General features: G+C 75.7%; 20 protein-coding genes. 9 read left to right on the forward strand and 11 right to left on the reverse strand.

Translation table 11 applies throughout. The features are described from left to right. Positions 1-8 precede the first annotated feature (8 nt). From Ae717Ps2_RS24120 to Ae717Ps2_RS24130, 3 genes are all read left to right on the forward strand, one after another. Complete coding sequence (locus tag Ae717Ps2_RS24120) at positions 9-833, forward strand: glutaminyl-peptide cyclotransferase (RefSeq protein WP_233147671.1); 825 nt, start codon at positions 9-11, stop codon at positions 831-833. 76 nt (positions 834-909) lie between these two features. Beyond that, entirely contained in the window at positions 910-2,439 is a 1,530-nt protein-coding gene (locus Ae717Ps2_RS24125; RefSeq protein WP_075309932.1) for an MFS transporter, read from the forward strand. A gap of 43 nt (positions 2,440-2,482) precedes the next feature. Beyond that, positions 2,483-2,992 carry a DUF2771 family protein gene (locus Ae717Ps2_RS24130; RefSeq protein WP_075309930.1) on the forward strand — a complete coding sequence of 170 codons (510 nt, stop codon included), beginning with the start codon at positions 2,483-2,485 and terminating at the stop codon, positions 2,990-2,992. 40 nt (positions 2,993-3,032) lie between these two features. Here Ae717Ps2_RS24130 and Ae717Ps2_RS24135 read toward each other — a convergent pair whose 3' ends face one another. The 4 genes from Ae717Ps2_RS24135 to Ae717Ps2_RS24150 all read right to left on the reverse strand — a co-directional run bounded on the left by Ae717Ps2_RS24135 (position 3,033) and on the right by Ae717Ps2_RS24150 (position 7,920). Next, positions 3,033-3,956: an MsnO8 family LLM class oxidoreductase gene (locus tag Ae717Ps2_RS24135; RefSeq protein WP_233147672.1), complete on the reverse strand. Its 924-nt coding sequence runs from the start codon at positions 3,954-3,956 to the stop codon at positions 3,033-3,035. 88 nt (positions 3,957-4,044) lie between these two features. Beyond that, entirely contained in the window at positions 4,045-4,431 is a 387-nt protein-coding gene (locus Ae717Ps2_RS24140; RefSeq protein WP_043281879.1) for a cold-shock protein, read from the reverse strand. A 105-nt stretch (positions 4,432-4,536) separates the two neighbouring features. Next, positions 4,537-6,198, reverse strand: a complete 1,662-nt coding sequence (locus Ae717Ps2_RS24145; RefSeq protein ID WP_233147805.1) for an AMP-binding protein — start codon at positions 6,196-6,198, stop codon at positions 4,537-4,539. A gap of 90 nt (positions 6,199-6,288) precedes the next feature. Next, on the reverse strand, positions 6,289-7,920 hold the full coding sequence (locus tag Ae717Ps2_RS24150) for a phosphatidylserine/phosphatidylglycerophosphate/cardiolipin synthase family protein (RefSeq protein WP_075333929.1): 1,632 nt from the start codon (positions 7,918-7,920) through the stop codon (positions 6,289-6,291). Between the two features lie 48 nt (positions 7,921-7,968). On the opposite strand from Ae717Ps2_RS24150, the gene Ae717Ps2_RS24155 reads away from it, so the two are divergent. Beyond that, positions 7,969-8,646: a hypothetical protein gene (locus tag Ae717Ps2_RS24155; RefSeq protein ID WP_075309924.1), complete on the forward strand. Its 678-nt coding sequence runs from the start codon at positions 7,969-7,971 to the stop codon at positions 8,644-8,646. On the opposite strand, the gene Ae717Ps2_RS24160 is transcribed toward Ae717Ps2_RS24155, so the two are convergent. The 4 genes from Ae717Ps2_RS24160 to Ae717Ps2_RS24175 form a co-directional block, all read right to left on the reverse strand. Next, positions 8,643-9,833, reverse strand: coding sequence for a S8 family peptidase (locus tag Ae717Ps2_RS24160; RefSeq protein WP_083702483.1), 1,191 nt, complete (start codon positions 9,831-9,833; stop codon positions 8,643-8,645). The genes Ae717Ps2_RS24155 and Ae717Ps2_RS24160 overlap by 4 nt on opposite strands. A 175-nt stretch (positions 9,834-10,008) precedes the next feature. Continuing rightward, the gene (locus Ae717Ps2_RS24165) at positions 10,009-11,124 is read right to left on the reverse strand and encodes a sulfate/molybdate ABC transporter ATP-binding protein (protein ID WP_369804856.1); all 1,116 of its coding nucleotides are present in this window, start codon (positions 11,122-11,124) and stop codon (positions 10,009-10,011) included. Continuing rightward, entirely contained in the window at positions 11,121-11,894 is a 774-nt protein-coding gene (locus Ae717Ps2_RS24170; RefSeq protein WP_075312735.1) for an ABC transporter permease, read from the reverse strand. Before Ae717Ps2_RS24170 ends, Ae717Ps2_RS24165 begins: the two co-directional genes overlap by 4 nt. 95 nt (positions 11,895-11,989) lie before the next feature. Further along, a complete protein-coding gene (locus tag Ae717Ps2_RS24175) occupies positions 11,990-12,394 on the reverse strand; it encodes a molybdopterin-binding protein (RefSeq protein ID WP_020627631.1) in 405 nt (134 codons plus the stop codon). A 95-nt stretch (positions 12,395-12,489) separates the two neighbouring features. Between Ae717Ps2_RS24175 and Ae717Ps2_RS24180 the strand changes: the two genes are divergently transcribed. The 3 genes from Ae717Ps2_RS24180 to Ae717Ps2_RS24190 all read left to right on the forward strand — a co-directional run bounded on the left by Ae717Ps2_RS24180 (position 12,490) and on the right by Ae717Ps2_RS24190 (position 15,259). Then, the gene (locus Ae717Ps2_RS24180) at positions 12,490-13,707 is read left to right on the forward strand and encodes an acyl-CoA dehydrogenase family protein (RefSeq protein ID WP_075309922.1); all 1,218 of its coding nucleotides are present in this window, start codon (positions 12,490-12,492) and stop codon (positions 13,705-13,707) included. A gap of 152 nt (positions 13,708-13,859) precedes the next feature. Further along, positions 13,860-14,984 carry a GTP 3',8-cyclase MoaA gene (gene moaA / locus Ae717Ps2_RS24185; RefSeq protein WP_020627633.1) on the forward strand — a complete coding sequence of 375 codons (1,125 nt, stop codon included), beginning with the start codon at positions 13,860-13,862 and terminating at the stop codon, positions 14,982-14,984. A gap of 2 nt (positions 14,985-14,986) precedes the next feature. Beyond that, on the forward strand, positions 14,987-15,259 hold the full coding sequence (locus Ae717Ps2_RS24190; protein ID WP_043281880.1) for a MoaD/ThiS family protein: 273 nt from the start codon (positions 14,987-14,989) through the stop codon (positions 15,257-15,259). 50 nt (positions 15,260-15,309) lie between these two features. On the opposite strand, the gene Ae717Ps2_RS24195 is transcribed toward Ae717Ps2_RS24190, so the two are convergent. Beyond that, a complete protein-coding gene (locus Ae717Ps2_RS24195) occupies positions 15,310-15,792 on the reverse strand; it encodes a hypothetical protein (RefSeq protein WP_075309920.1) in 483 nt (160 codons plus the stop codon). Between the two features lie 104 nt (positions 15,793-15,896). Here Ae717Ps2_RS24195 and Ae717Ps2_RS24200 point away from each other — a divergent pair, with 104 nt between their 5' ends. Together Ae717Ps2_RS24200 and Ae717Ps2_RS24205 are read left to right on the forward strand one after the other, a co-directional pair. Next, on the forward strand, positions 15,897-16,607 hold the full coding sequence (locus Ae717Ps2_RS24200) for a response regulator transcription factor (RefSeq protein WP_020627636.1): 711 nt from the start codon (positions 15,897-15,899) through the stop codon (positions 16,605-16,607). Next, complete coding sequence (locus tag Ae717Ps2_RS24205) at positions 16,607-17,890, forward strand: HAMP domain-containing sensor histidine kinase (protein ID WP_075333930.1); 1,284 nt, start codon at positions 16,607-16,609, stop codon at positions 17,888-17,890. The genes Ae717Ps2_RS24200 and Ae717Ps2_RS24205 overlap by 1 nt, the downstream gene beginning before the upstream one ends. An 87-nt stretch (positions 17,891-17,977) precedes the next feature. Here the strand turns inward: Ae717Ps2_RS24205 and Ae717Ps2_RS24210 are convergent, their stop codons facing one another. Together Ae717Ps2_RS24210 and Ae717Ps2_RS24215 are read right to left on the reverse strand one after the other, a co-directional pair. Then, positions 17,978-19,003 carry a hypothetical protein gene (locus Ae717Ps2_RS24210; protein ID WP_139320126.1) on the reverse strand — a complete coding sequence of 342 codons (1,026 nt, stop codon included), beginning with the start codon at positions 19,001-19,003 and terminating at the stop codon, positions 17,978-17,980. After that, positions 19,000-23,541, reverse strand: a complete 4,542-nt coding sequence (locus tag Ae717Ps2_RS24215) for a hypothetical protein (protein ID WP_075333931.1) — start codon at positions 23,539-23,541, stop codon at positions 19,000-19,002. Before Ae717Ps2_RS24215 ends, Ae717Ps2_RS24210 begins: the two co-directional genes overlap by 4 nt. Between the last annotated feature and the right edge of the window lie 98 nt (positions 23,542-23,639).

The raw sequence follows: 23,639 nt of genomic DNA on the forward strand, positions 1-23,639 counted from the left end.
CTGGGCGGGTGCCCGCCCGCGCGCTGCTCCGCCGCCCGTCCGTGACGGGCCTGCTCACCCTCCTGCCGGCCCTCGTGCTGGCCCTGGTGGCATGCGGCGCCGCCGCCCCGGCGCCCGGGCTGCCCGCCCCGGGCCCGGTACCGGTGGTCCGCCCGCAGGTCCTGGCCGAGATCCCGCACGACCCGCAGGCGTTCACCCAGGGCCTGGAGCTGCGCGACGGCACGCTCTACGAGGGGACCGGCCGGGTGGGGCGCTCGCAGCTGCGCGCGCTGGACCCGGCGACGGGTGCGGTGCGGGCGGCCAGCCCGCTGCCGCCGGCCTACTTCGGGGAGGGCATCACCGTCGTCGGGGATCGGATCTGGCAGCTGACCTGGCAGGACGGGGTGGCGGTCGAGTGGGACCGCGCGACGCTGCGGCCGCTGCGCGAGGTGCCCGTCGACGGCGAGGGCTGGGGGCTGTGCCTGCTCGGCGACCGGGTGGTGCGCTCGGACGGCGGTGACCGCCTGTTCTTCCACGATCCGGCCGACCTGGCGCCGACCGGCTCGGTGGCCGTCACCCTGGACGGCGTCCCGGTGACCCGGCTCAACGAGCTGGAGTGCGTCGGGGACCGGGTGTGGGCCAACGTCTGGCAGACCGACGACATCGTGCGGATCGACCCGGCGACCGGGGTCGTCGACGCCGTCGTCGACGCGACCGGGCTGCTGCCGGCCGGGCAGCGGGCCGGGGCCGACGTGCTCAACGGCATCGCCCACGTCGACGGCGACGAGTACCTGCTCACCGGCAAGCTGTGGCCGACGACGTTCCGGGTGCGGCTCCCGGTGCCCCCGGCCTGACGCACGCTGCGCCGGCCGGGTGACACCACCCGCCGGGATCGCCTGAACCGTCGGTGCCCGCCTGCACAATGACCGGGTGGCACCGAACCCGTTCCGCAGCCGCCGCCGGGCGGCCGCGTCGAGACGTGGCCGGGATCCGCGCACCACCCCGGTCAGGGCTCCGGCCACGACCCCGATCGCCTCGGACCCGGCGCTGCGCCGCGGGCGCCCCGCCGGTGCCGCCACCGACGAGCTGCCCCGCCCCGGCCCGGCCTCCGTCCCCCGCAGGCCGACGGTCACCCGGGTCGCCGTGCACCGCACCCGCGAGCTGGGCGGGCGCGCGGTCGCGCTGTTCCGGCGCGCCGCGACCGCCGACGGCGCCGACCGGTCCGGGCTGACCGCGCTCACCTACGCCACGATGCTGACCTACGCGCTCGACGCCGCGGTCGCCGTCGCGCTGGCGAACACGCTGTTCTTCGCGGCGGCGACGGCGGAGTCCACCGCGAACGTCGCGCTCTACCTGGCGATCACCGTCGCACCGTTCGCGCTGGTGGCGCCGGTGATCGGTCCCGCGCTGGACCGGTTGCAGCGGGGCAGGCGGATCGCGATGGCGGTGTCCTGCGCCGGGCGCGCGGTGCTCGCCGTGGTGCTGGTGTTCCACCTCGACGACTGGCTGCTCTACCCGGCCGCGCTGGGGATCATGGTGCTGTCCAAGTCGTTCCTGGTGCTCAAGGCGGCCGTGACCCCGCGGGTGCTGCCCTCGACGATCACCCTGGCGACGACGAACTCCCGGCTCACCACGTTCGGGATGGCCGCGGGCGGGGTCGCCGGGGCCGTCGCCGGCGGGGCTGCGCTGGTCGCGGGCGGGGCCGGGCCGCTGTGGTGGACGGCGCTGCTCGGGGTCGCCGGCGCGGTGCTCTGCCTGCGGATCCCCCGGTGGGTCGAGTCGACCGCGGGCGAGGTGACAGCCGCGGTGCCCGCCGCCCGCCCGGGCTCGCGCCGCTCCCGCGTCCCCGCCACCCGGGCGGTGCTCGTCGCGCTGTGGGGCACGAGCACGGTGCGGGTGCTGACCGGGTTCCTCACGCTGTTCGTCGCCTTCGTGGTGAAGGCCGGGGCCGAACGGTCACCCGACGGCGACCCCGCCGGCCAGCTGATGGTGATCGGGATGGTCGGTGCGGCCGCCGGCGTCGGGCTGTTCGTCGGCAACGCGGTGGGCGCGCGCAGCCGCTTCTCCCGGGTCGAGCCGGTGGTGCTGGCCGCGGCCGCGGCGGCGGTACTGGCCGCGGCGACGGTGGCGCTGCTGCCGGGCGTGCCGACGGCGGTGGTCGCGGCGCTGGTCGCGTCCACGGCGAGCGCGCTGGCGAAGGTCTGCCTCGACGCGGTGGTGCAGCGCGACCTGCCCGAGCACGCGCGGGCGTCGGCGTTCGGGCGGTCGGAGACCGTGTTGCAGCTGGCCTGGGTGCTGGGCGGCGCGATCGGGGTGCTCGCCCCGCACGACACGTTCCGCACCGGGTTCGTGATCGTGACCGGGGTGGTGGCGGTGTTCGCGCTGCAGGCCGCCCTGGTGCGCCGCGGCACCTCGCTGGTGCCGGGGCTGGGTCCGCGCCCGGCCGCCGTCGCCCGCTGAGGGCCGGCCCGCCCGCCGGGCCCCGGTCCGTACGCTGGTCGGCGTGATCACCCGCCCCCGACCGCGCCCCCGCCGGTCCGCCGGTGTGCTGGCCGGGACCCTGGCCGCGGCCACCCTCGTCCTCGCCGGGTGCGGTGGCGCGGCCCCGACCGTCACGTTCGACGTCGGCGGCACCGCGCTGGTCGCCGCACCCACCCAGTTCTGCGACACCAGCCTGCAGAACTGCCAGGACGCCCCGAACGCCCGGGTGACCGCGCCGGTCCCGCCTGGGACGGAGGTCCGCATCACGGTGCCCGAGGAGGTCTCCTCCGCGCCCTGGCAGGTCGCCTACGCGTTCACCCGCGGCACCGACCCGACCCCGGTCCAGCAGCGCAGCGCGATCGCCGCGCCGGGCACCCGCACCGACTTCACGCTGTCCCTGCCCGAGCCGGGCGACCGGCTCGTCACCGCGCAGGTGCAGGTGTTCGGGGCGCCGCCGTCGATCGACCCGGAGAGCACCGACATCCAGTTCCCGGTCCGCGCGACCTGGGTCCTGGTCGGCGAGCAGGGCTGAGCGGGCACGGACACCGGTCCCAGCGGCACCGATCCGGGTCTCAGCGGCCCGCGCCGAGCAGCCGGGCCAACGCGGCGTCGGAGTCGGCCTGCGCGTCGCGGTCGTGGGTCGAGGAGAACACCAACAGCTCGTCGGCGCCGGTGCGGGTCACCAGGTCGTCGAGGCGCTCGGCGACCGTGTCCTCGTCGCCGACGACGGAGCGGGCCAGCGCCCGGTCCACGGTCTCCCGCTGGCGCCGGGTCGTCACCCGCCGCGGGTCCGGCGGTTCCAGCGGCGGGAACTCGCCGGTGGTGCGGGCCGCGGCGTGCGCCCACGCCTCGGACAGCGCCAGCTGCGGGTCCCCGACGAGCACGTCGACGGACACCACGAGGTGCGCCGCGTCCCCGGCCCGCTCGCGGTAGTCCGCCAGCGTCGCCGGGTCGTCGAGCACCGGGCCGCCGACGACGACGGGCAGGCCCAGGTCACCGGCCATGGCCAGGCCCGCCCCGGTCGCGAGCAGGAACAGCGGCACGGCGTGCTCCAGCCGCGGCCGGGCGGTGACCGGGCCGCTGCCGTCGAGGTAGGCGCGCAGCTCGTCGAGGGCGGCGCGGAACGCGGCGTCGTCCGCGGCCCCGGCACGCAGGGCACGGCGCACCGGCTCGGTGAACCCGGGCGAGCGCCCGATCCCGAGGTCGATCCGCCCGGGGTGCAGCGCCTCCAGCAACGCGACCTGCTCCGCGACGACGAGCGGCTGGTGGTTGGGCAGCATGATCCCGCCCGAGCCGACCCGGATCCGCGACGTCGCCGCGCCCACCGCGGCCATCAGGACCGGCGGGCTGCCCGACGCGATCCCGGGCACGGCGTGGTGCTCGGCCACCCAGAACCGGTGGTAGCCGAGCTGCTCGGCGCGCACCGCGCGCGCCACCGTCCCGCGGACCGCGGCGGCGTCGGGCTCCCCGGCCCGCGTCCGCGAGCGGTCCAACATCGACAGGCGCACACCCGCCCCAACACCGCCCGCCCCCGCGACCATTCCGCCCCGCCCCGCCCCGCTGCGGCCCGGCGGGGCGGGTGGGTCAGCCGTCCAGGTCGCGGGCCACGGCCCGCACGGCCTCGGCGGCCAGCTTGCAGGTCTTGCGGTCGGGGTAGCGCCCGTGCCGCAGCGCCGGCTGGATCTTGTTCTCCAGCAGCCCCATCATGTCCTCGATGAGGCCGTGCAGCTCCTCGGCCGGGCGGCGGGTGTTCTCCACCGCGGACGCCTGCTTCTCGACGATGCGCACGGACAGCGCCTGCGGACCGCGGCGGCCCTCGGCCATCCCGAACTCGACCCGCTGACCGGACTTGAGCGCCTCCACGCCGGACGGCAGCGCCGCCTTGCGCACGTAGACGTCCTCACCGCCGTCCTGGGAGAGGAACCCGAAGCCCTTCTCCGCGTCGTACCACTTCACCCTGCCGGTGGGCACCGTCGTCCTCGATTCCTGCTTGCTGTGTTGCTGCGTGCACGACAAACGCGCCCGGGCTCCCCGGACGCGCCGTCCCCGATGGTACGCCTGGGAACCCGTCCGGGGTCAGGCGTTTCGGACGTTCGCCGCACCCTCCAGGTCCAGCAGCCCCACCGACTTCTCGCGCATCTCGACCTTGCGGACCTTGCCGGTGACCGTCATCGGGAACTCGTCGACGACGAGCACGTAGCGCGGGATCTTGTAGTGCGCCAGCTTCCCCGTGGCGAACTCGCGCAGCGTGTCGGCGGTCATGGTCGCCGCACCGTCGCGCAGCACCACCCAGGCGCAGAGCTCCTCGCCGTAGCGCTCGTCGGGGACCCCGATGACCTGGGCGTCGACGACGTCGGGGTGGGTGTAGAGGAACTCCTCGATCTCGCGCGGGTACACGTTCTCCCCGCCGCGGATGACCATGTCCTTGATCCGGCCGGTGATGTTGAGGTAGCCCTCGTCGTCCATCACGGCGAGATCGCCGGTGTGCATCCAGCGGGCGCGGTCGATGACCTCGGCGGTCTTCTCCGGCTGCTCCCAGTAGCCCAGCATCACCGAGTAGCCGCGGGTGCACAGCTCGCCGGGCTCGCCGCGCGGCAGTGTCCGGCCCGTCTCCGGGTCGACGACCTTGACCTCCAGGTGCGGGTGCACCCGCCCGACCGTGGACACCCGCCGTTCGAGGGTGTCGTCGGCGCGGGTCTGGGTCGACACCGGGCTGGTCTCGGTCATGCCGTAGGCGATGGTCACCTCGGTCATGCCCATCCGGTCGACGACCTGCTTCATCACCTCGACCGGGCACGGCGAGCCGGCCATGATCCCGGTGCGCAGGGTGGACAGGTCGTAGGAGCCGAAGTCCGGGTCGTTGAGCTCGGCGATGAACATCGTCGGCACCCCGTAGAGCGAGGTGCAGCGCTCCTGCTGCACGGCGTGCAGGGTCGCCTTCGGGTCGAAGCCCTGCGCCGGGACGACCATCGTCGCGCCGCTGGTGGAGCAGGCGAGGTTGCCCATGACCATGCCGAAGCAGTGGTAGAAGGGCACCGGGATGGCGACCCGGTCGGCCTCGGTGTAGCCGCAGGTCCGGCCGACGTAGTAGCCGTTGTTGAGGATGTTGTGGTGCGACAGCGTCGCGCCCTTCGGGAACCCGGTCGTCCCGGACGTGTACTGGATGTTGATCGGGTCGTCGGCCGTCAGCGACGCCTGGACCTGCGCCAGCTCGTCGCGGCGGGAGGCGTCGCCCGCGGCCAACGCGTCCCACTCGGGCGATCCGGTGATCACGACCTGCGTCAGCTCGGGGCAGTCCGGCCGGACCTCGGCGATCATCTTCTCGTAGTCGGAGGTCTTGAACGACGACGCTGACACCAGCGTCGAGATCCCGGCCTGCTTGAGCACGAACTCCAGCTCGTGGGTCCGGTAGGACGGGTTGATGTTGACCAGGACGACGCCGATCTTGGCCGTCGCGAACTGGGTCAGCGTCCACTCCGCGGTGTTCGGCGACCAGATCCCGAGCCGGTCCCCCACGGTGAGCCCGGTCGCGAGCAGGCCGGTGGCCAGGTCGTCGACGGCGGCCCGCAGCTCGCGGTAGGTCCAGCGGCGCCCGGTCTGCACCTCGACGAGCGCGTCGTTGTCCGGGACCCGGGCGACCGTGCGGTCGAGGTTGTCGCCGATGGTGTCGCCGAGCAGCGGGGTGTCCGAGATCCCGGACGCATAGGACGGGACGGCGGGGGTTCCGGCGGGGATCACGACGTCGTACTCCTCGGGTGGCTCAGTGCTGGTCGTCACATCCTCACCCCGGACGACGCGGTTGCCAACACCCGTCGGCATCACGCGACGTCACGACGAGGACAGGCGGCGCCTCCCGGACTCGGCGACCTTCGCCGCCCCGCGCCGTGCCCCGTGGGCCGCGCGGCGCAGCGGCCGCGGGGAGGGCTCGGGCCAGGGCCCGACCGGCACCAGTACCCGTTCGGCCGGGGCGAACCCGGCGGGGTAGCCGGGCACCCGCCAGGTCCCGGCCGGCGCGTCCGGCGGCAGCCACTCCGGCCGCCACATGCCCAGGGCGAGGTCCAGGTCGGCCAGCCGGGGGGCGAGCTCGTCGGTCAGCTCGGTGCGCAGGTGCTCGGCCCACAGCCGTACCCGCAGGTCACGCACCTGGTGGCCGGAGGTGACGAACGCCGTCGACAGCTCGGTGTCGGTGCCGCGCATCGAGCGGGAGAAGAAGTTGGCCGACCCGATGGAGGCGAAGACGTCGTCGACCAGCGCGAGCTTGGTGTGGACGGTGAGGTCCTCGATCCGGTGCATGATCACGTTGCCGCGGTCGCCCGGGGCGAGCTGGTCGATCACGCCGCGCTGGACGTCGCCGGTGACGCGGCGGCGGAACTTGTTCACCCCGGCGTCGACCGGGTCCTTGCGTCCCGAGCAGACGAGCACGACCTTCACCCCGCGGGCGGCGGCGTCGCGCAGCAGCCCGTAGAGCCGGAACGCCCGTCGCCCGCCCGGGACCTCGAAGAAGTACTGGTCCTCCAGGTAGACGTAGCGCCGGGCGCCGCGGATCGCCGCGGACAGCGTGTGGAAGACCTCCTGCACGCCGTGCCGCGGGAGCACCGTCCAGTGCCGCCGGTAGAGCATCCCGAAGTGGTCGATCTTCCACGGCCGCAGCGAGCGCAGGACCTGCACCGCGGTGCCCGGGGAGGGGTACGGCGGGGCCGGCGGCGACGGCGGCAGGTCGGCGACGAACGGCTCGGGGTTCATCGGCTCCCAGTCGGTGGGGCCGACCATGAACCGGCGCGGCGGGAGCGTGGCGGCCTCGGTCCACCGGCCGCGGTAGACCTCCCACACCCGGGCGGCACCGGGCCCGCGCAGCACGGCGGCACCGTCGTGCCAGCCCCAGCGCTCCTCGCCGATGGACAGCCGGTCGTGCGGCTCGGCGTCGAACCGGTTGGCGGACAAATCCAGCCCGCCGACGAACGCCGTCAGCTCGCCGCCGACGTGGGTGAGCACCACCTTCTGGTGGTGGCAGCCGATCCCGGAGCCCGACCAGTCGAGCAGCACCCGTCCGGCCAGCTGCGGGCGGCGGCGCAGCTCCAGCGCGGCGAACGCGTTCGCCCGGAACGGCCCGATCGCCACCCCGGGCACCGAGCCGGAGAACACCGCCGCGGTGAGCAGCACGCGCAGGTCGACCCCGGCGTCGACGAGGCGCGCGAAGCGGTCGGCGAGCGCTTCGTAGCCCTCCTCGTCCGGAGCCAGGCCGCGCAGGTCCATGTCGGGTTCGAGGTTCAGGCCGGTGACCAGCACCGTGTCGCCGGGCCCCGCCCGGTCGAACAGGTCCCGCAGCCGGGCGAAGTAGTCCACGCCGTCGACGATCGGCTCCCACTCGGTGTCCTCGACGAACGTGGGGCACTCGGCGGTGGCGGGGGCGAGGTAGCGACGAGCGAGGGACGCGAGGTCGGCGGGGGGCGTGCCGGGCATGCGCCGGACGCTATCGGGGTCACCGGGGGTCGCGCCTATCCTGCGGACATGGCACGCCCTGGCACGGTCGACCGGGTCTCCGCAGCGATCTCGGCGGCGGGGGCGGTGGTGGTCGGCGGCTGGTTCGTCGTGGCCGGCGTGCAGGCCGGGCGGGCGATCCCGTTCGTGGCGGCCGCGGTGGCCGTCACGGTGTTCGGGTTCCTGGCCCGGCGGTCGTGGCGGCTCGCGCGACAGGCCGAGTTCGCGCCCGCGGTGCCGGCGACGGAGGTCGTGGTACCCGGCGCGGGTGGTGCGGCCTCGACGCTGCCGGACGCGGTGCGGGTGGTGCCCGCGCTGTCGGCGGAGGGCCGGGAGCGGCTGGACCGGGTGGTGGACGTACTGGTCGCGGCCGCGGTGCTGCCGGCCGGGGTGGTGGACCCGGACCGGATCGCGGCGTCGGTCGCCGACCGGGGCGAGCCGGTGACCAGCGGGACCGTGCTCGACGCACTCGACGAGGCGGGCCCGGACGGCTGGGACGGGTTGCTGGACCGCCGTCCGGCGCGGGACGGCGCGCCCGACCTCTCCGGAAACCGCGGACCTCGCCTCGCGTGGCTGTGGACCGACCGGACGGTGTGGGTCGCGGCCCCGTCGAACGACCCGGCCGAGCTGAACGACCTGCTCGACCAGCCCGCGTACGAGCTGTGGGAGTGGGCCGACGAGGCCCGGATCGACGGGGCCCGGAGCTAGAGCCCGCCGGTCTGCAGCAGCCGGTTCGGGGTGCCGCCGGTGTCGCCGCCGTCGATCTTCCCCGGGACCGCGTTGTCGACGATCCACTTCTTGACGGTGGTGGCCGGGGCGTCCCCGCGGGCCTGCTTGTAGAGCGCCGCGACACCGGCCGCGAACGGCGCGGCCATCGAGGTCCCGCTGTAGGAGGCGGTGCCGCCACCGGGGACCGGCGCGACGATCCGGGTGCCCGGCGCGTAGAGCGCGACACAGCGGCCGGTCGAGGAGTTCGAGGCGCGCTTGTCGTCGATCGTCGAGTTCGCGACGACCAGCACGTCGTCGATCGCGCGGGGCAGCGCGGTGCAGTCGTCGCCGCCGGTGTTGCCCGCCGAGGACGCCGCGAACACCCCGGAGTCGATCATGCGCTGGACGGCCTGCTGGAGCATCGGCGAGCCGCCGTAGCTCCACGACATCACCGCGACCGCGGGGCCGCGCTTGTTCTTCGACACCCAGTCCAGACCGGCGATCAGCGACGACAGCGTCCCGGTGCCGTTGCAGTCGAGCACCTTCACCGCGCGCACGTTCGCGCCCGGTGCCACGCCGTAGTCCGTCGACGCGGCGATCCCCGCGACGACCGTGCCGTGCCCGTCGCAGTCGGTGTCGGTCCGGTCGATGGTGTTGAGCTCGAGCTTCGCCCGGCCGCCGAACTGCGGGTGGCTCGCGTCGACACCGGTGTCGAGGACGAAGACGTCCACCCCGGCGCCGGTCGCGGTGTGCCGGTACTGCCCGTCCAACGGCAGGTTCGGCTGGTCGATGCGGTCGAGCCCCCAGTTGCCCGGCGCCTGCTCGGCAGTGGCGAGCGGGACGACCGGCGCGTCCTGGTGGACGGCCTGCGGGTCGAGCGGGGAGATCGTGCGGTCCTCCTCCACCCCGACGACGCCGGGCCGGTCGCGCAGCTCGGTCGCCTGGGCGGGGGTGAGGTCCGCGGCGAAGCCGTGCACCACGCTGTCGAAGGTGGCCGTGGGTTCGACGCCGACGGACTCGGCGGCGGCCCGGGTCTGTCCGTCGGTCGCCGTCTGCACCAGGTATCCGGCAGGCGCCGACGCCGCCGTCTCGGTGGCGGACGCCGTCGGTGCGAGAGGAACACCGAGCGCGACCGCCAGGACACCGGCAGTGACCAGTCGGGCGGCGCGGGGACGCAGGGGACTCACAGACAGCGACGGTATGCGCCTGTGACGCCTGATGCGAGAGACACGATGGTGGTCCGGGTGACACATGGGACCACCCGGGTGACGGAGTGTTTCGGCACCGGGGGTGCCGGGCACGCCTGCCGACCGGGGTCCGGCAGGGCACCGAGCTGCGCGATCAGCGGATCGGTCGCTGCTCTCAGGCGTGCCGGCCGTGCACGGCGACCTCGGTCGCCTTCACCGCGAACCACACCTCGTGACCGGGTTCGACACCCAGTTCGGCGACGGCGGCCGGGGTGACGTCGGCGGCCAGCCCGGCCACCCAGTCCGGCCCCCCGGCGACCGGTGCGGCCCGCAGCCGCACGGTGTCCCCGCGCGGCTCCAGCGCGGCGATCCGGACCGGGAAGACGTTGCGCGGACTGCCCCCGGGCCTGCTGCCGTGCACCGCCACCGCCGACGGCGGGAACACCGCGACCGCGGGCTCGCCCGCGGTGACCTCGACCGCGCGGCCCTGGATCTCGGTCCCGTCGGCGGTGCGCACCCCCGAGCCCTCGGCGGTGCCCGGCACCAGGTCCAGCCCCGCGATCCGGGCGGAGAACGCGCTCCGCGGACGGGCCAGGACGTCCCGGGCGGGACCGGACTCGACGATCCGGCCCCGGTCCAGCACGACGACGCGGTCGGCGAGCACGAGCGCGTCGAGCGCGTCGTGGGTGACCAGCAGGGCGGTCTGCTTGCCGTCGGCGATGACCCGGCGCAGCAGGGTGCGCATGGCGGGGGTGGCGTCGACGTCGAGAGCGGCGAGCGGCTCGTCGAGCAGCAGCAGCCCCGGGCGGGGGGCCAGCGCACGGGCCAGCGCGACCCGCTGCTGCTGCCCGCCGGAGAGCTGCGCGGGCCGGCGAGCGGCGAGCCCGCCGACACCGACGGCGTCGAGCAGGTCACGGGCCCGGGACTCGGCCGCGGCACGGGGCGTGCCCTGGGCCCGCGGCCCGAACGCGACGTTCGCCAGCGCCGACAGGTGCGGGAACAGCAGCGGTTCCTGGGCCAGCAGCCCGACGCCGCGCCGGTGCGGCGGCACGAAGGTCCCGTCGGCGGTGTCGAGCAGCGTCCGGCCGTCGACGCGCAGGTGCCCGGCGTCCGGACGCAGCAGCCCGGACAGGATGCCGAGCATCGTGGACTTGCCCGCCCCGTTCGGGCCGAGCACCGCGAGCACCTCGCCCGCGGCGACCGACAGCTCCAGGTCCAGGGCGAACCCGTCCCGGTCCAGCCGCGCCCTCATGTCCACACCGGGCTCCACCGTGTCGCCGCCGCTGCTCATCCGCGGCCGTCCAGACCCCGCGGTCGCCCGACGACGATCACCACCAGCGACACGACCACCAGCAGCAGCGACAGCGCGACGGCCCCCGCGACGTCGGTCTCGCCCTGCAGGTAGACCAGCAGCGGCAGGGTCCGGGTGGTGCCCTCCAGACTGCCGGCGAACGCGATCGTCGCACCGAACTCACCCATGCAGCGGGCGAAGGCCAGGACCAGCCCGGACGCCAGGCCGGGCAGCACCAGCGGCACGGTGACCCGGCGGAACGCCAGCCCCGGCGACGCGCCGAGGGTGGCCGCCGTCGCCTCGTAGCGCTCCCCCGCGGTCCGCAGCGCACCCTCCAGCGACACGATCAGGAACGGCATCGCGACGAAGGTCTGGGCCAGGACCACGGCGGCCGTCGAGAACGGGATGAAGATCCCGAACGCGGTGTCCAGACCCTGCCCGACCAGGCCGTTGGCGCCGAGCAGGAACAGCAGCGAGAGTCCGCCGACGACCGGCGGCAGCACCAGCGGGAGCAGCACGACCGAGCGGATCCCGCGCATCAGGCGGGGCAGCCGGTTGATCCGGCCGCGGGCCAGGACCACCGCGAGCGGCCCGCCGAGCAGCAGGCACAGCGTCGTGGAGATCGCCGCGGTCAGCAGCGACAGGCGCAGCGCCGACAGCGCGGCCTCGCTGGTGAGCAGGCGGGGGGTCTCGGCCCAGTCGGCCTCCCAGAGCAGGCCGAGCACGGGCAGCGCGATCACGGCGAAGCCGATGCCGGCCGGGATCCACATCCAGACCGGCAGGCCGACGCCGGTGCCGTGGCGGTCGGCTGCGCCCTCGCGTCGCCGGGTCGGGGCCGGCGCGGCGGCGGTGCCGGCCCCCGGGATCACAGGTGTCCGCCCGGCGTCTCCACCACCACGTTCGTCGACTTGATCACCGCCACGGCGAGCGCACCGGGCTCGAGACCGAGCTCGCGCACGGCCTCGCTGCTCATCAGCGACACCACGCGGTGCGGCCCGCACTGCATCTCCACCTGGGCCATCACCGTGTCGGCCAGCACCGAGGTGACCAGACCGACCATCCGGTTGCGGGCCGAGCGCTGCACCACCGAGGGGTCCGGCGGGGCGGTCGCGTGGTCGCGGGCGAACGCGGCGAGCGCGGCACCGTCGATGACCTTGCGGTTCGACGCGTCGGCCTGCACCGGCAGCGTCCCCGCGTCCACCCAGCGGCGGACGGTGTCGTCGCTGACGCCGAGCAGTCGGGCGGCCTCGGAGATCCTGAAGTGCGGCACGGTCGCGATACTAGGGTCGCGCCTGCGGCGAGGCCACGGCGGACCGTCGACGCACGACCTGCCACCCGACGACGGCGTGTGGTCTGATCCTCGGCGTGGACTTCGCACCCAGCGCCGTGGCCGCCGACTACACCGGGCGCATGCGCGCCTTCCTCGACGAGCGCATCCTGCCGTCCGAGGCCGCCTACGACGCCTTCCGTGCGCAGCGGCGCGGCACGCCGCAGGAGTGGGACCTGCCACCGGTGGTGGAGGAGCTGAAGGCCGAGGCCCGCGAGCGGGGCCTGTGGAACCTGTTCCTGCCCGACGTCTCGGGCCTGTCCAACGTGGACTACGCCGCGGTGGCCGAGGTGTCCGGCTGGTCTCCGGTGATCGCCCCCGAGGTCATCAACTGCCAGGCCCCCGACACCGGGAACATGGAGACCCTGCACCTGTTCGGCACCCCCGCGCAGAAGCAGGAGTGGCTGGAACCGCTGCTGGCGGGCGAGATCCGCTCGGCGTTCGCGATGACCGAGCCGGACGTCGCCTCCTCCGACGCCACCAACATCCAGACCCGGATCCGGCGCGACGGCGACGACTACGTCATCGACGGCCGCAAGTGGTGGATCTCCGGTGCCGCCGACGAGCGCTGCCGGATCTTCATCGTCATGGGCAAGACCGCCGCGGACGACGACACCGTGTCGAACCACCGCCGCCAGTCGATGATCCTGGTCCCGCGCGACACGCCGGGCCTCACCATCGAGCGGCACCTGCCGACCTTCGGCTACCAGGACCAGCACGGGCACTCCGAGCTGCGGTTCGACGGCGTGCGGGTGCCCGCGTCGAACCTGCTCGGCGAGGAGGGCGGCGGCTTCGCGATCGCCCAGGCCCGCCTGGGCCCCGGCCGGATCCACCACTGCATGCGGCTGATCGGCATGGCCGAGCGTGCCCTGCACCTGATGACCGAGCGCGCACGGTCCCGGGTGGCCTTCGGCGGGCCGCTGGCCGACCAGGGCGTGGTGCGCGAGCAGATCGCGCTGTCCCGGATGGAGATCGAGCAGGCCCGGCTGCTCACCCTGAAGACGGCCTGGCTGATCGACGCGCACGGCGCCAAGGGCGCGGCGACCGAGATCGCCTCGATCAAGGTCGTGGTGCCCCGGATGGCCTGCACGGTGATCGACCGGGCGATGCAGGTGCACGGCGGCGCGGCGATGAGCGACGACACCCCGCTGGCCTACTTCTACGCGTGGGCGCGCGCCCTGCGCTTCGCCGACGGACCGGACGAGGTGCACGTCCGCTCCGTCGCCCGGCAGGAGCTGAAGGCCCACCGGACGTAACTATGTGACTAGTTCTTCGACTAGGTACACGGTGACTAGTTCCGCACCTGCGACGACGTGGCCGCAGCCACGTCCGCGGGTGCGGAATACCGGTCTGAGCTGCGGAAACCCGCTCTGGGCGAGCGTCGCCGTCGGCGGCTAGCCTCGGCCCCATGACCACCCAGCTCGGCCTGCCGTCGCTGCGGGGCGGCACGTCCCGGGACCCGTCCCGCCCGGCCGACCCCCGTCTCGTCGACGGGTTCGGACGGGTCGCGACCGACCTGCGGATCTCGCTCACCGACCGCTGCAACCTGCGCTGCACCTACTGCATGCCCGCCGAGGGCCTGGACTGGATGCCTCGCTCCGAGCAGCTGACCGACGCGGAGCTGAACCGGCTGATCGCGCTCGCCGTGCGGGACCTCGGTGTCGAGGAGCTGCGGTTCACCGGCGGCGAGCCGCTGCTGCGCAAGGGCCTGGAGGACATCTTCGCCGCCGCGTCGGCGCTGGAGCCCCGTCCGGACATCTCGCTGACGACCAACGGCATCGGACTCGCCCGTCGTGCCGAGGCCCTCGCGGCGGCCGGGGTGAACCGGCTCAACGTCTCGATGGACACCCTGCGCCCGGAGCGGTTCGCGCAGATCACCCGGCGCGACCGGCTGTCGGACGTCATCGACGGGATGGCCGCCGCGCAGGCCGCGGGCCTGGCCCCGGTGAAGATCAACGCGGTGCTGCTGCGCGGCGTCAACGACGACGAGGCCGCGGACCTGCTGGAGTTCGCGCTGGCCCACGGCTACCAGCTGCGGTTCATCGAGCAGATGCCGCTGGACGCCCAGCACGGCTGGCGTCGCACCGAGATGATCACCGCCGACGAGATCCTGGCGCGGCTCGAGGAGCGCTTCGTGCTCACCCCGTCCGACGAGGACCGCGGCGGGGCACCCGCCGAGAAGTTCGTGGTCGAGAGCAGGCTGGACGGAACGAGCATCGGCACCGAGAGCAGGCTCGACGGAACGAGCATCGGCACCGCCGGGGGCCCGGCCACCGTCGGTGTGATCGCCTCGGTGACCCGCCCGTTCTGCGGGGCCTGCGACCGGACCCGGCTCACCGCCGACGGCCAGGTCCGCACCTGTCTGTTCGCCACCGGCGAGACCGACCTGCGCGCCATGCTCCGCGGCGGCGCGACCGATGCCGAGATCGCCGACGTCTGGCGCGACGCGATGTGGGGCAAGAAGGCCGGCCACGGCATCGACGACCCCGGATTCCTGCAGCCTGCGCGCCCGATGAGCGCGATCGGAGGATGACCATGACTCTGTCCCTGGAGACCAGGACCCTCACCGTCCGGTACTTCGCCGCGGCCAAGGCCGCCGCGGGGACCGGCGAGGAGACCGTGGAGCTCCCCGCCGGCGCGACGGTGGCCGACGCCGTCGCCGCGCTCGGCACCGCGCACGGCCCGGAGCTGGAGCGGGTCCTGCTGCGCTGCAGCTTCCTGCTCGACGAGGTGGCGGTGCGCGACCGCTCCGCCGTGGTGGGCGGGGCGGCCACCCTCGACGTGCTCCCGCCGTTCGCCGGCGGCTGAGCCCGACGCGTCCCGCCGCGGTGTCCCCCGAGGGCGTTCGCCCGGGCCGCTCAGTCCTCGGGGACGGTCGCGACCCGTCCGGTCGGAACCCCGCCGGCGCAGCTCAGGGTGACCCGGACGTCCGGTACGTCGTCGCCGTCGAAGACGACCTCGGCCGGGCCGATGTCCTTGTCGTCCTCGCGCTCCCAGCCCTGCGCGGGGTTGACCGAGACGATCCGCGGGGTCGCGCCGTCGCAGCGGGCCAGGACGTTCCCCGCGGCCCCGGCCTGCACCACCGCGGGCGGGGCCGCCACCGGCGCCGTCGTCGGGGCCGGTACGGGTGCCGGTGCAGCAGGCGCGGTGGGGGTGGCTGCGGCGGTGGCGGAGTGCTGGGCCAGCCGGGCGTCCACCTGCTCGGCGCTCAGCGGCTGTGTCTGGGTGCCCGCGAGGTCGCTGCCGATGCTCCCGACGGCCGTCAGGCCCAGGAGCAGGGCGCCGGCGGCCGCGGCGGTCCAGAGCGCGATCTGCAGGACGGGGCGGGTCGGTCGTTCCACGCGCACAGCATGCCCCGGACCCCGGTTAACGGATCCCTAAACGGGACACAAGCGACGGCTGGGACCCACCGCGGGCGCGGTCACGGCGGATAGGTTCTCCCCCCGTGGCCCAGATCCTGATCGTCGAGGACGACCCCGGCATCCGCGGTGCCCTCATCCGCGGGCTGACCGAGCGGGGGCACGCCGTCGACTCCGCGCCGACCGCGATGGCGGGGTTGGAGCACGCCGTCGGGAAGCGGCCCGACCTCGTGGTGCTCGACCTCGGCCTGCCCGACATGGACGGCACCACCATGCTGCGCATGCTTCGCGGTGCCAGCACGGTGCCGGTGATCGTCGCGACCGCCCGCGACGACGAGACCGAGATCGTCTCCGTGCTCGACGCGGGCGCCGACGACTACCTGGTCAAGCCGTTCGCGGCCGCCCAGCTCGACGCCCGGATCCGGGCGGTGCTGCGCCGGCTCGGCGACGGGGCCGGCGACCCGACGGTCGTCGTCGGCGGGCTGTCGGTGGACCCGCGGTCGCGGCGCGCGGTGCTCGACGGCGCCGAGCTGGAGCTGACCCCGCGCGAGTTCGACCTGCTGCACCACCTCGCCGCCCGCGCCGACCAGGTCGTCGGCAAGCGGGAGCTGATGACCGAGGTGTGGCAGCAGCCCTACGGCGGCGCCGACAAGACCGTCGACGTGCACCTGTCGTGGCTGCGCCGCAAGCTCGGCGAGACCGCGCAGGCCCCGCGCTACCTGCACTCGGTGCGCGGCGTCGGGGTCCGGCTGTCCGCGCCGTCGGCGCCGTCGGGAACCGGGCCGGGCACCGCCTGATGCGGCGGCGCATCCTCGTCCTCGTCGGGGCGACCGTGCTGCTGGTGCTGGTCGCGTTCGCGATCCCGCTCGCGACGCTGATCCGCTCGGTCGCGGAGAGCTCGGCGGTGTCCGCCGCGACCGTCCAGGCCCAGGTGCTGACCCCGGCCGTCGCGGGCGGCGACCGGTCGGTGCTGGCCCCCGCCGTCCAGAACGCCGACGGCCGCGACGCCTCCGACGTGTCGGTGTTCCTGCCCGACGGCACCGTCCTCGGCGCGCCGGCACCGCGCAGCCCGGTGGTCCGGCTGGGGCTGCTCGGGACGAGCGCGTCGACCGAGGCGCCCGGCGGGCGCGAGCTGGTGTTCGCGGTGACCGGTGCCGCCGGCGGCAACGCCGCGATCCGGGTGTTCGTCCCCGACGCCGAGCTCACCCGCGGTGTGACCCGCTCCTGGCTGCTGCTGGGCGGGCTCTCGCTGGTGCTGCTCGCCGGCGGGCTGCTGGTCGCGGACCGGCTGGCCCGCACCCTCGTCGACGCCGCCACCGACCTGTCCGGGGTGTCGGAGCGGCTCGCGGCCGGGGACCTGTCCGCGCGCGCCGACCCCGGTGCCCCGGCCGAGCTCGGCGTCGTTGCGGGGGCGTTGAACGGGCTGGCCGGGCGGATCTCGGAGCTGCTGCGCGAGGAGCGGGAGAACGTCGCGGACCTCGCGCACCGGGTCCGCACCCCACTCACCGCGCTGCGCCTGGACGCCGAGGCCCTGCGCGACCCGGACGACGTCGCCCGCATCTCGGCCGGGGTCGACGGCGTCGCGCGGGCGGTCACCGGCGCGATCGAGCAGGCCCGGCGACGCGGCGGCGGCACGACCCGCAGCACGGACGCGGCGGCCGTCGTCCGGGAGCGGGTGGAGTTCTGGCGGGTGCTGGCCGAGGACACCGACCGCTCGGTGACCCTGCACCTGGCCGACGGCCCGCTGCCCGTGGCCTGCGCGCCGGGTGACCTGGAGGCGTGTGTGGACGCGCTGCTGGGCAACGTGTTCGCGCACACCCCGGACGGGACGGCCTTCGGCGTGGAGCTGACGGCGCGCCCGGGCGGGGGCGCCCGGATCGTCGTGCACGACGACGGTCCCGGCCTGCCACCGGGCACCGACCCCACCTCGCGCGGGGTCAGCGGAGGCGGCTCGACGGGCCTGGGCCTCGACATCGCCCGACGCACCGCCGAACAGGCCGGCGGATCCCTGACCGTGACCTCACCCCCCACCAACGGCCTCCGAGTAGACCTGACCCTCGCCCCACCACCACCCCCCTGACGACGAAGTCACCCGCTCCCACAGGGGGTCGTGCGTCCCACACGGGTTCGGGTCCCGTGTGGGACACCGGAACCCGTGTGGGAGCGCTCAGTCGGGGGCGAGCCCGGCGCGCCAGGTCGGGGTGGCGGCCAGGTGGGTGGCGCCGACGGCTTCCTGGGCCAGGCGTGCACCTGACGCGAACAGGTCGCGGACGGGGCCGCGCAGCGCGGGATCGAGCCACTCGACGTCGGCGTGGTCGACGCTCGACGCGGCCGCCGGACGGCCGTGCTCCAGCAGCGCCCGGTACAGCCCGGTCGCTGGCCACACCGGCGGCAACCCCTCGGCGACGGCCAGCTCGCCCGCGCGGCGCGGGATCCGCAGCCCCGCCGCGTCGAGGTCGCCGAAGTACCGGATCGCGGAGTACCGGACCTCCGACGGCGGGGCCTCCCGCAGCGCGAGCACCGACGCGGTGAACGCGTCCCCGGCGCCCCAGGCGACCCCGCCGACCGCACCCGGCTCGGGTCGCAGCGCCCGGAGCAGCGAGTCCATCGTGTCGGCGTTCTCGACGACGAGCAGCACCGGCCCACCCCCGGGCAGCGGCTCGCGGTGCAGCGGCGGGACGACCCGGCGCGCCCGCAGGATCGCCAGGGAGAGCGCGCCGGGCAGGCGGCCGTCGAACGCCTTCTCGTCGCCGGTGATCTCCAGTGCGCGCTCCCGCAGCGGGACCTCGACCGCCCGCGCCGCGTGCCGGAACAGCCACTCGTTGACCTGCAGCAGCGTCGGCGACGGCCGGGGCAGGTCCGCCGCCCAGGACAGCTCGGCGTGCCACGGGGTGCGGTCCTGCGGCGCCGGGGCCGGGGCGGTACGCAGCAGCCGGACCGAGTTCGGCAGCGGCGGGCTGCCGTCGTCGGCGCGGTCGGTCGGCTCGATCACCCCGGCGGCGGTCAGCTCGGCCAGGACCGCGGCCAGGTTCCGCCGGGTGTCGACGCTGCCGACCATCGTGGGGTCGGCCCGCAGGAAGGCCGCGCGCACCGCCGAGCGCGGGATCCGGGTCCGCCCGGAGGCCCGCAGCAGCTCCGCGAGCCGTTCCGCGACCGGCCCGAGCGCAGCCCCTGCGTCCCCGGGCACGGTCATCCTGCCGATCCCGCGCCGTCGCCTGCGCCGGCGCGGCCTGCCCCGCCGTTGCGTGCGCCGGCGGGGACCACGGCCTCGGGGCGCCGGTAGACCCGCGCCGCGGTGATCCGGCCGCCGGGGGCGTCGGCGTCGGGCACCGACCGGGTGACCCGCTCGTCGACGGACAGGTACTTGCGTCCCGCGCGCAGGTCGGCGTCGTTGCGGAGCCGCACGAGCAGCGGGAACGACGACAGCGCGCCCGCGTCGAACAGCCCGGTCGTGTAGACCAGCTGCACCCCGAGTGCCTGCGCGACGCCGAACTGCAGCTCCAGCAGGTAGCCCGCCGACGCGCGCCCGATCGGGTTGTCGAGGAACAGCACGCCCGCGTGCGCCCGCCTGCCCTGCCCGCGCTGGTGCGCCCGCAGCGCCGCCATCGTGCAGTACAGGACGATCGCCGCGGTCAGCTGCTGCCCGCCGGAGAACACGTCCTTGATCGCGGAGACGCGCAGCCGCTCGGTTCGCAGCACGGCGTCGGGCTTGAGCATCTCGACCCGGACACCCTTCGGCATCGCCGCCCTGACCCCGCGCAGCAGCATGGACATGCCGTCGCGCCGGTCCTTGGCCTTGCCGCCCGCCATGCCGGTCGCGGTGCGGTCGACGACGGCGCCGAGCTCGTGGCGCAGCGCCGCGTCGGGCAGCTCCTCGAACCGGATCCGCAGGAACTGCTGGCCCGACCAGTCGCCGAGGCCCTCGGGCAGCTGGGACAGCCGCTGGGCGAGGCGCACCGTGCGCAGCGCCTCGCCGACCATCCCGGACAGCCGGGTGACGATCCCGGAGCGGTGCCGCTCGATGTTGCCGAGGTCGTCGTCGAGGGACCGCAGCCGCGGGCGCAGCGCCGCGATCCACTCCGCGGCGAGGCCCGGCATCTCCGACCGGTCGACGCCGGCGATGTGACGGTGCACCGGGGAGGTGAGGGTCGCGAACCGCGGGTCCTGCGCGAAGCGGGCGACGGCGTCGACCCCCTCGCGGACCTTCTTCTCGGCCCGCGTCCGCTCCCCCGCCGCGTCCCGGACGGCGTTCTGGTGGCGCTTGAGCGCGGCCTGCGCGGCTTCGACGTCGCCGTCGAACGGCACCCCGGACGGCTCGGGCGTCTCGTCCAACGAGGACACGACCAGCCCGAACCCGCGGGCGAGGTCGGTGGCGGTGCGGTGGGCGTCCTCGGCGGCGGCCCGGGCCCGACGACGGCGTTCCAGCTCCGTGCCCGCCGCGTCCAGGTCCGCCGCGGCGCGGGCGACCAGCTCACGGCCGTGCTCGGCGTCGCGGGGCGCGTCGTAGGGCGCGCAGTCCGCGGAGCGCCCCTCGGCACCGTGGTCGATCGGCCGCTCGCCGCCGGTGAACCGCTCCAGCTCGCGACGGGCGACGGCCAGCTCCGTCGCGGCGTCGGCGCGGCGGCGTTCGGCCTCGTCGTAGGCGGCCCTGGCCTGCTCCGCGGCGGCGCGACGGCTGGCGGCGTCGGCGCCGTCGGGGGTGTGCAGGAACGCCGTCGCGGCCTCGACGACGGTGCGCGGCAGCCCGTCGACGGCGATCCGGCGCTCCCGCGCGTCGGCCTCGGCCCGCTCCAGCGCACCGTGCAGGTCGGTGTCGACGGCGGCCGAGGCGTAGGCGTCGCGGGCCCGCTGGAACTCCTCGCGCAGCTCGGCCAGCGATCCCTCGGGGGCCCCGTCCGGCTCCGCGGTCGGGTCGCCGATCTCCTCGGGGGAGACCGGGAGCGCCGCGGCCTCGTCGCGCAGGGTGGTGCCGATGCCGCGCTGCCGATCGCGGGTCTGCTGGGCGTCGGCGGCCTCGCGAGCGGCGCGGTCGGCGGTGGTCCCGGCGGCGTCGGCCTCCTCGCGGGCCCGCGGGGCGTCGGCCTCCCCGGTGCGGATCCGCTCCTCGTGCGTCGCCCGGCGGGAGAGCTCGGTGCGCAGCGCGGCCAGCGCGTCCGCCCGGCGACGCGTGTCCCCGGCGGTCCGTTCCAGGCCGGGCCGGTCGGCGGCGAGCCGGTCGGCGCGCTCGTCGAGGTCCTCGACCGCGGCGCGGGTCGCCTCGTGCTCGGCGACGGCCGCGGCCCGTGCGGCCTCGGCGATCTCGGCGGCCTCGGTGAGGTCGGCGAGGGTGGGACGACGGTCGCGCAGCGCGGCGAACCGGTCCCGCAGCCTGCGGTCGTCGTCGAGGACGGTCTCCAGCTCGGCGAGCCGGGCGGCGCGCTCGGTGGTCTCGGCGACGAGGCGGACCCGGACCTGCTCGGCGGCCTCCTCGTCGTGCAGGGCCGGGTTGGGCGGCACGACGAAGTCGATCCCGGGCGCCGGGTCGGCGTCGGCGCGCAGCGCGGCGGTGGTGCCGACCGCGACCAGGCAGGCCGGCAGCAGCCGCGCGGAGTCCAGCCGGGTGCGGGCCCGCTCGGCGTCGCGCGCGTCGTTGAGCAGTACTCCGCCGGCCAGGTGCGGCAGCCGCGCCAGCACGGTCTCCCGGTCGGGGGCGGGCAGCTTCGCCAGGTAGCGACGCCCGGACCAGGCCGTGATCCCGGCGGACTCCAGCACCGCGAGGACGTCCTCGATCTCGGGCGGGTCGGGCAGCAGGCCGCCGTCGCCGAGCGCGGCGAGCGCGCGTTCGTCGCGGCGCTGGTCGCCGTGCAGGGTCGTCCGTTCCCGCTCGGCGCCGCGGATCGCGGTGGTCAGGGTGTCGACGACGAGGCCCGCGTCGGTGTCCGGACGGATCTCGTCGAGCCCGAGCAGCTCCGCGGGTCGGGTCTCCCCGGCGAGCGCGACGGCCTCGGCCTCCGCCGCGGATCGTGCGGCCTCGGCGGTCGCGGCGTCGGCGCGGGCGGCGGCCGCCGCGTCCTGTGCCGCGGTGCGGCGGGTCTCGGCGGCCCGGCGCTCCTCGCGGATCGCCGCGGCGGCGGTGTCGGCCTCGGCGAGCGCGGCGGCGCACCGCTCGGCGTCGATCCGGGCAGCCGCCGCCTCGTCCTCGACGTCGGCGGCGGTCGAGCCCGCCTTCAGGTGCCCCGCCTCGACGGCGGCCGCGACCCGGGTCTCGAGCTCGTCGAGGGCCTCGCGGGCGGCGCCGGCCGCGCTCTCGGCACGGGCGGCGTCCGCGGTGCGGGTGACCTGCTCGCGACGGGCGGCCGCCGCGCGCTCCTCGGCGTCGGCGCGGCGGGTCTCCGCGGCGTCCGCGGCGGCGTCGGCCTCCGCGGCGACGCGGGCCAGCGCGGCCGCGAGGGCACGGGCCGCGTCCTGCCGGGCCGCGAGCGCGGGCCGGGACTTCTGCTCCTCCTCCTCGACGCGGGCGCGCAGCCGCGCGGCCTCGGCGGCGGCGACGCGGTGCGCCAGCACCGGTTCGACGGCGTCGCGGGCCATCGACACGGCCGACGCGTCGTCGCGCTCGCGGGTCGCCTCGGCCGCGATCCGCTCCGCGGCCTCGACGGTGAGCACCGCGGTGAGTCTGCGCAGCTCACCGACGGTGTCCTGCAGCCGCTCCGCCGCACGGGCCGCGGACTGCTCGGCCTCGACGGCGCCGGCGGCCTCCTCGGCGGCGGTCACCGAGCGGGCCTCCTCGGCGACCCGGCGGGCCGCGATCCGCGACGCGGTCGCCGCCAGCTCGGCGCGCGCTGCGGTCTCGGTGTCGCGGGCCGCGGTCGCGGTGGCCTCGGCCTCGACCATCGGCTCCAGCCGGGACAGCGTGCCGTCGACGAACTCCCGCTCGGTCTCCAGCTCCTCGCGCTGGGCGAGCCGGTCGGCGTACCCGGCGACGAGCTCGGCGACGTTCTGCGGCTCCGCCGGGTCGAGCACCGCCCGCAGGAGGAAGTCGACGAACGCCTCGTCGGAGGAGAACGAGAACGCCTCAGCGGCCTCGCCCTCGCCGGCGTTCATGGCGCGCTGGTAGCGGAACAGCTCCGGGTCCAGCCCGACGTCGACGAGGTGACGCGTCCAGTCCCGGTGCCCGGTCTCCCAGGCGAGCTCGGCGTCGGGGTACTCGCGGTGCGCGGTCTGCAGACGCTCCCGGAACGCGGCCAGGGTGACCCGGCGGCCGTCGTGGGTGAACGGCAGGTCGTCGAGCCCCATCCCGGGGACCGGCCGGAAGGAGTACCACGCGTCGGCCAGCTTCTCCGGATCGGTGGAGGCGACGTGCCCGCGCCACTCCGACACCTTCCCGGTGACCAGGAGCCGCCCGGTGCCGACGTGCATCCACTCGCAGACGACGTGCGCCACGTCCTCGGCGAGCACGAAGTTCTCCAGCACCGTGGTGCTGGTGGTGCCGACGACCTGACGCCGCCCCGGCAGCAGCACCGAGAAGATCAGCTTGAGCAGGACGGACTTGCCGCCACCGTTCTCCAGGAACAGCACCGACGCCGGCGACGGCCGCCGCGGTGTCGTGCGGTCCAGCGCGTCCGGGGCGAACAGGTCCTCCTGCACGGCGACCTTCACCGGGGCTCCGACGCCCCGCAGGTCGAGCGCGACGTCCTGGTAGCGCGCGGCGGTCGGCCCGACGGAGAACAGGCGGACGCGGGTCAGCTCATACATCGCGTTCCTCCGTGGGTTCGTCGGTCGCCGGAGGGTCCGCCCGATCCGTCGGGCCGGGCTCGTCCGTCGCGCCGGCATGCGCTGTCGGGCCGGCATCC

Origin of the sequence: Pseudonocardia sp. Ae717_Ps2, assembly GCF_001932475.1 — a bacterium.
Lineage (GTDB): Bacteria > Actinomycetota > Actinomycetes > Mycobacteriales > Pseudonocardiaceae > Pseudonocardia.

Excerpts from the sequence above, each read along its gene's own strand:
- Ae717Ps2_RS24135 (WP_233147672.1), bottom strand. The coding sequence starts at position 3,956 with ATGTTGGACCGCTCGCGGACGCGGGCCGGGGAGCCCGACGCCGCCGCG.
- Ae717Ps2_RS24150 (WP_075333929.1), bottom strand. The coding sequence starts at position 7,920 with ATGCCCGGCACGCCCCCCGCCGACCTCGCGTCCCTCGCTCGTCGCTAC.
- Ae717Ps2_RS24155 (WP_075309924.1), top strand. The coding sequence starts at position 7,969 with ATGGCACGCCCTGGCACGGTCGACCGGGTCTCCGCAGCGATCTCGGCG.
- Ae717Ps2_RS24165 (WP_369804856.1), bottom strand. The coding sequence starts at position 11,124 with ATGAGCAGCGGCGGCGACACGGTGGAGCCCGGTGTGGACATGAGGGCG.
- Ae717Ps2_RS24170 (WP_075312735.1), bottom strand. The coding sequence starts at position 11,894 with ATGTGGATCCCGGCCGGCATCGGCTTCGCCGTGATCGCGCTGCCCGTG.
- moaA (WP_020627633.1), top strand. The coding sequence starts at position 13,860 with ATGACCACCCAGCTCGGCCTGCCGTCGCTGCGGGGCGGCACGTCCCGG.
- Ae717Ps2_RS24190 (WP_043281880.1), top strand. The coding sequence starts at position 14,987 with ATGACTCTGTCCCTGGAGACCAGGACCCTCACCGTCCGGTACTTCGCC.
- Ae717Ps2_RS24205 (WP_075333930.1), top strand. The coding sequence starts at position 16,607 with ATGCGGCGGCGCATCCTCGTCCTCGTCGGGGCGACCGTGCTGCTGGTG.
- Ae717Ps2_RS24210 (WP_139320126.1), bottom strand. The coding sequence starts at position 19,003 with ATGACCGTGCCCGGGGACGCAGGGGCTGCGCTCGGGCCGGTCGCGGAA.
- Ae717Ps2_RS24215 (WP_075333931.1), bottom strand. The coding sequence starts at position 23,541 with ATGTATGAGCTGACCCGCGTCCGCCTGTTCTCCGTCGGGCCGACCGCC.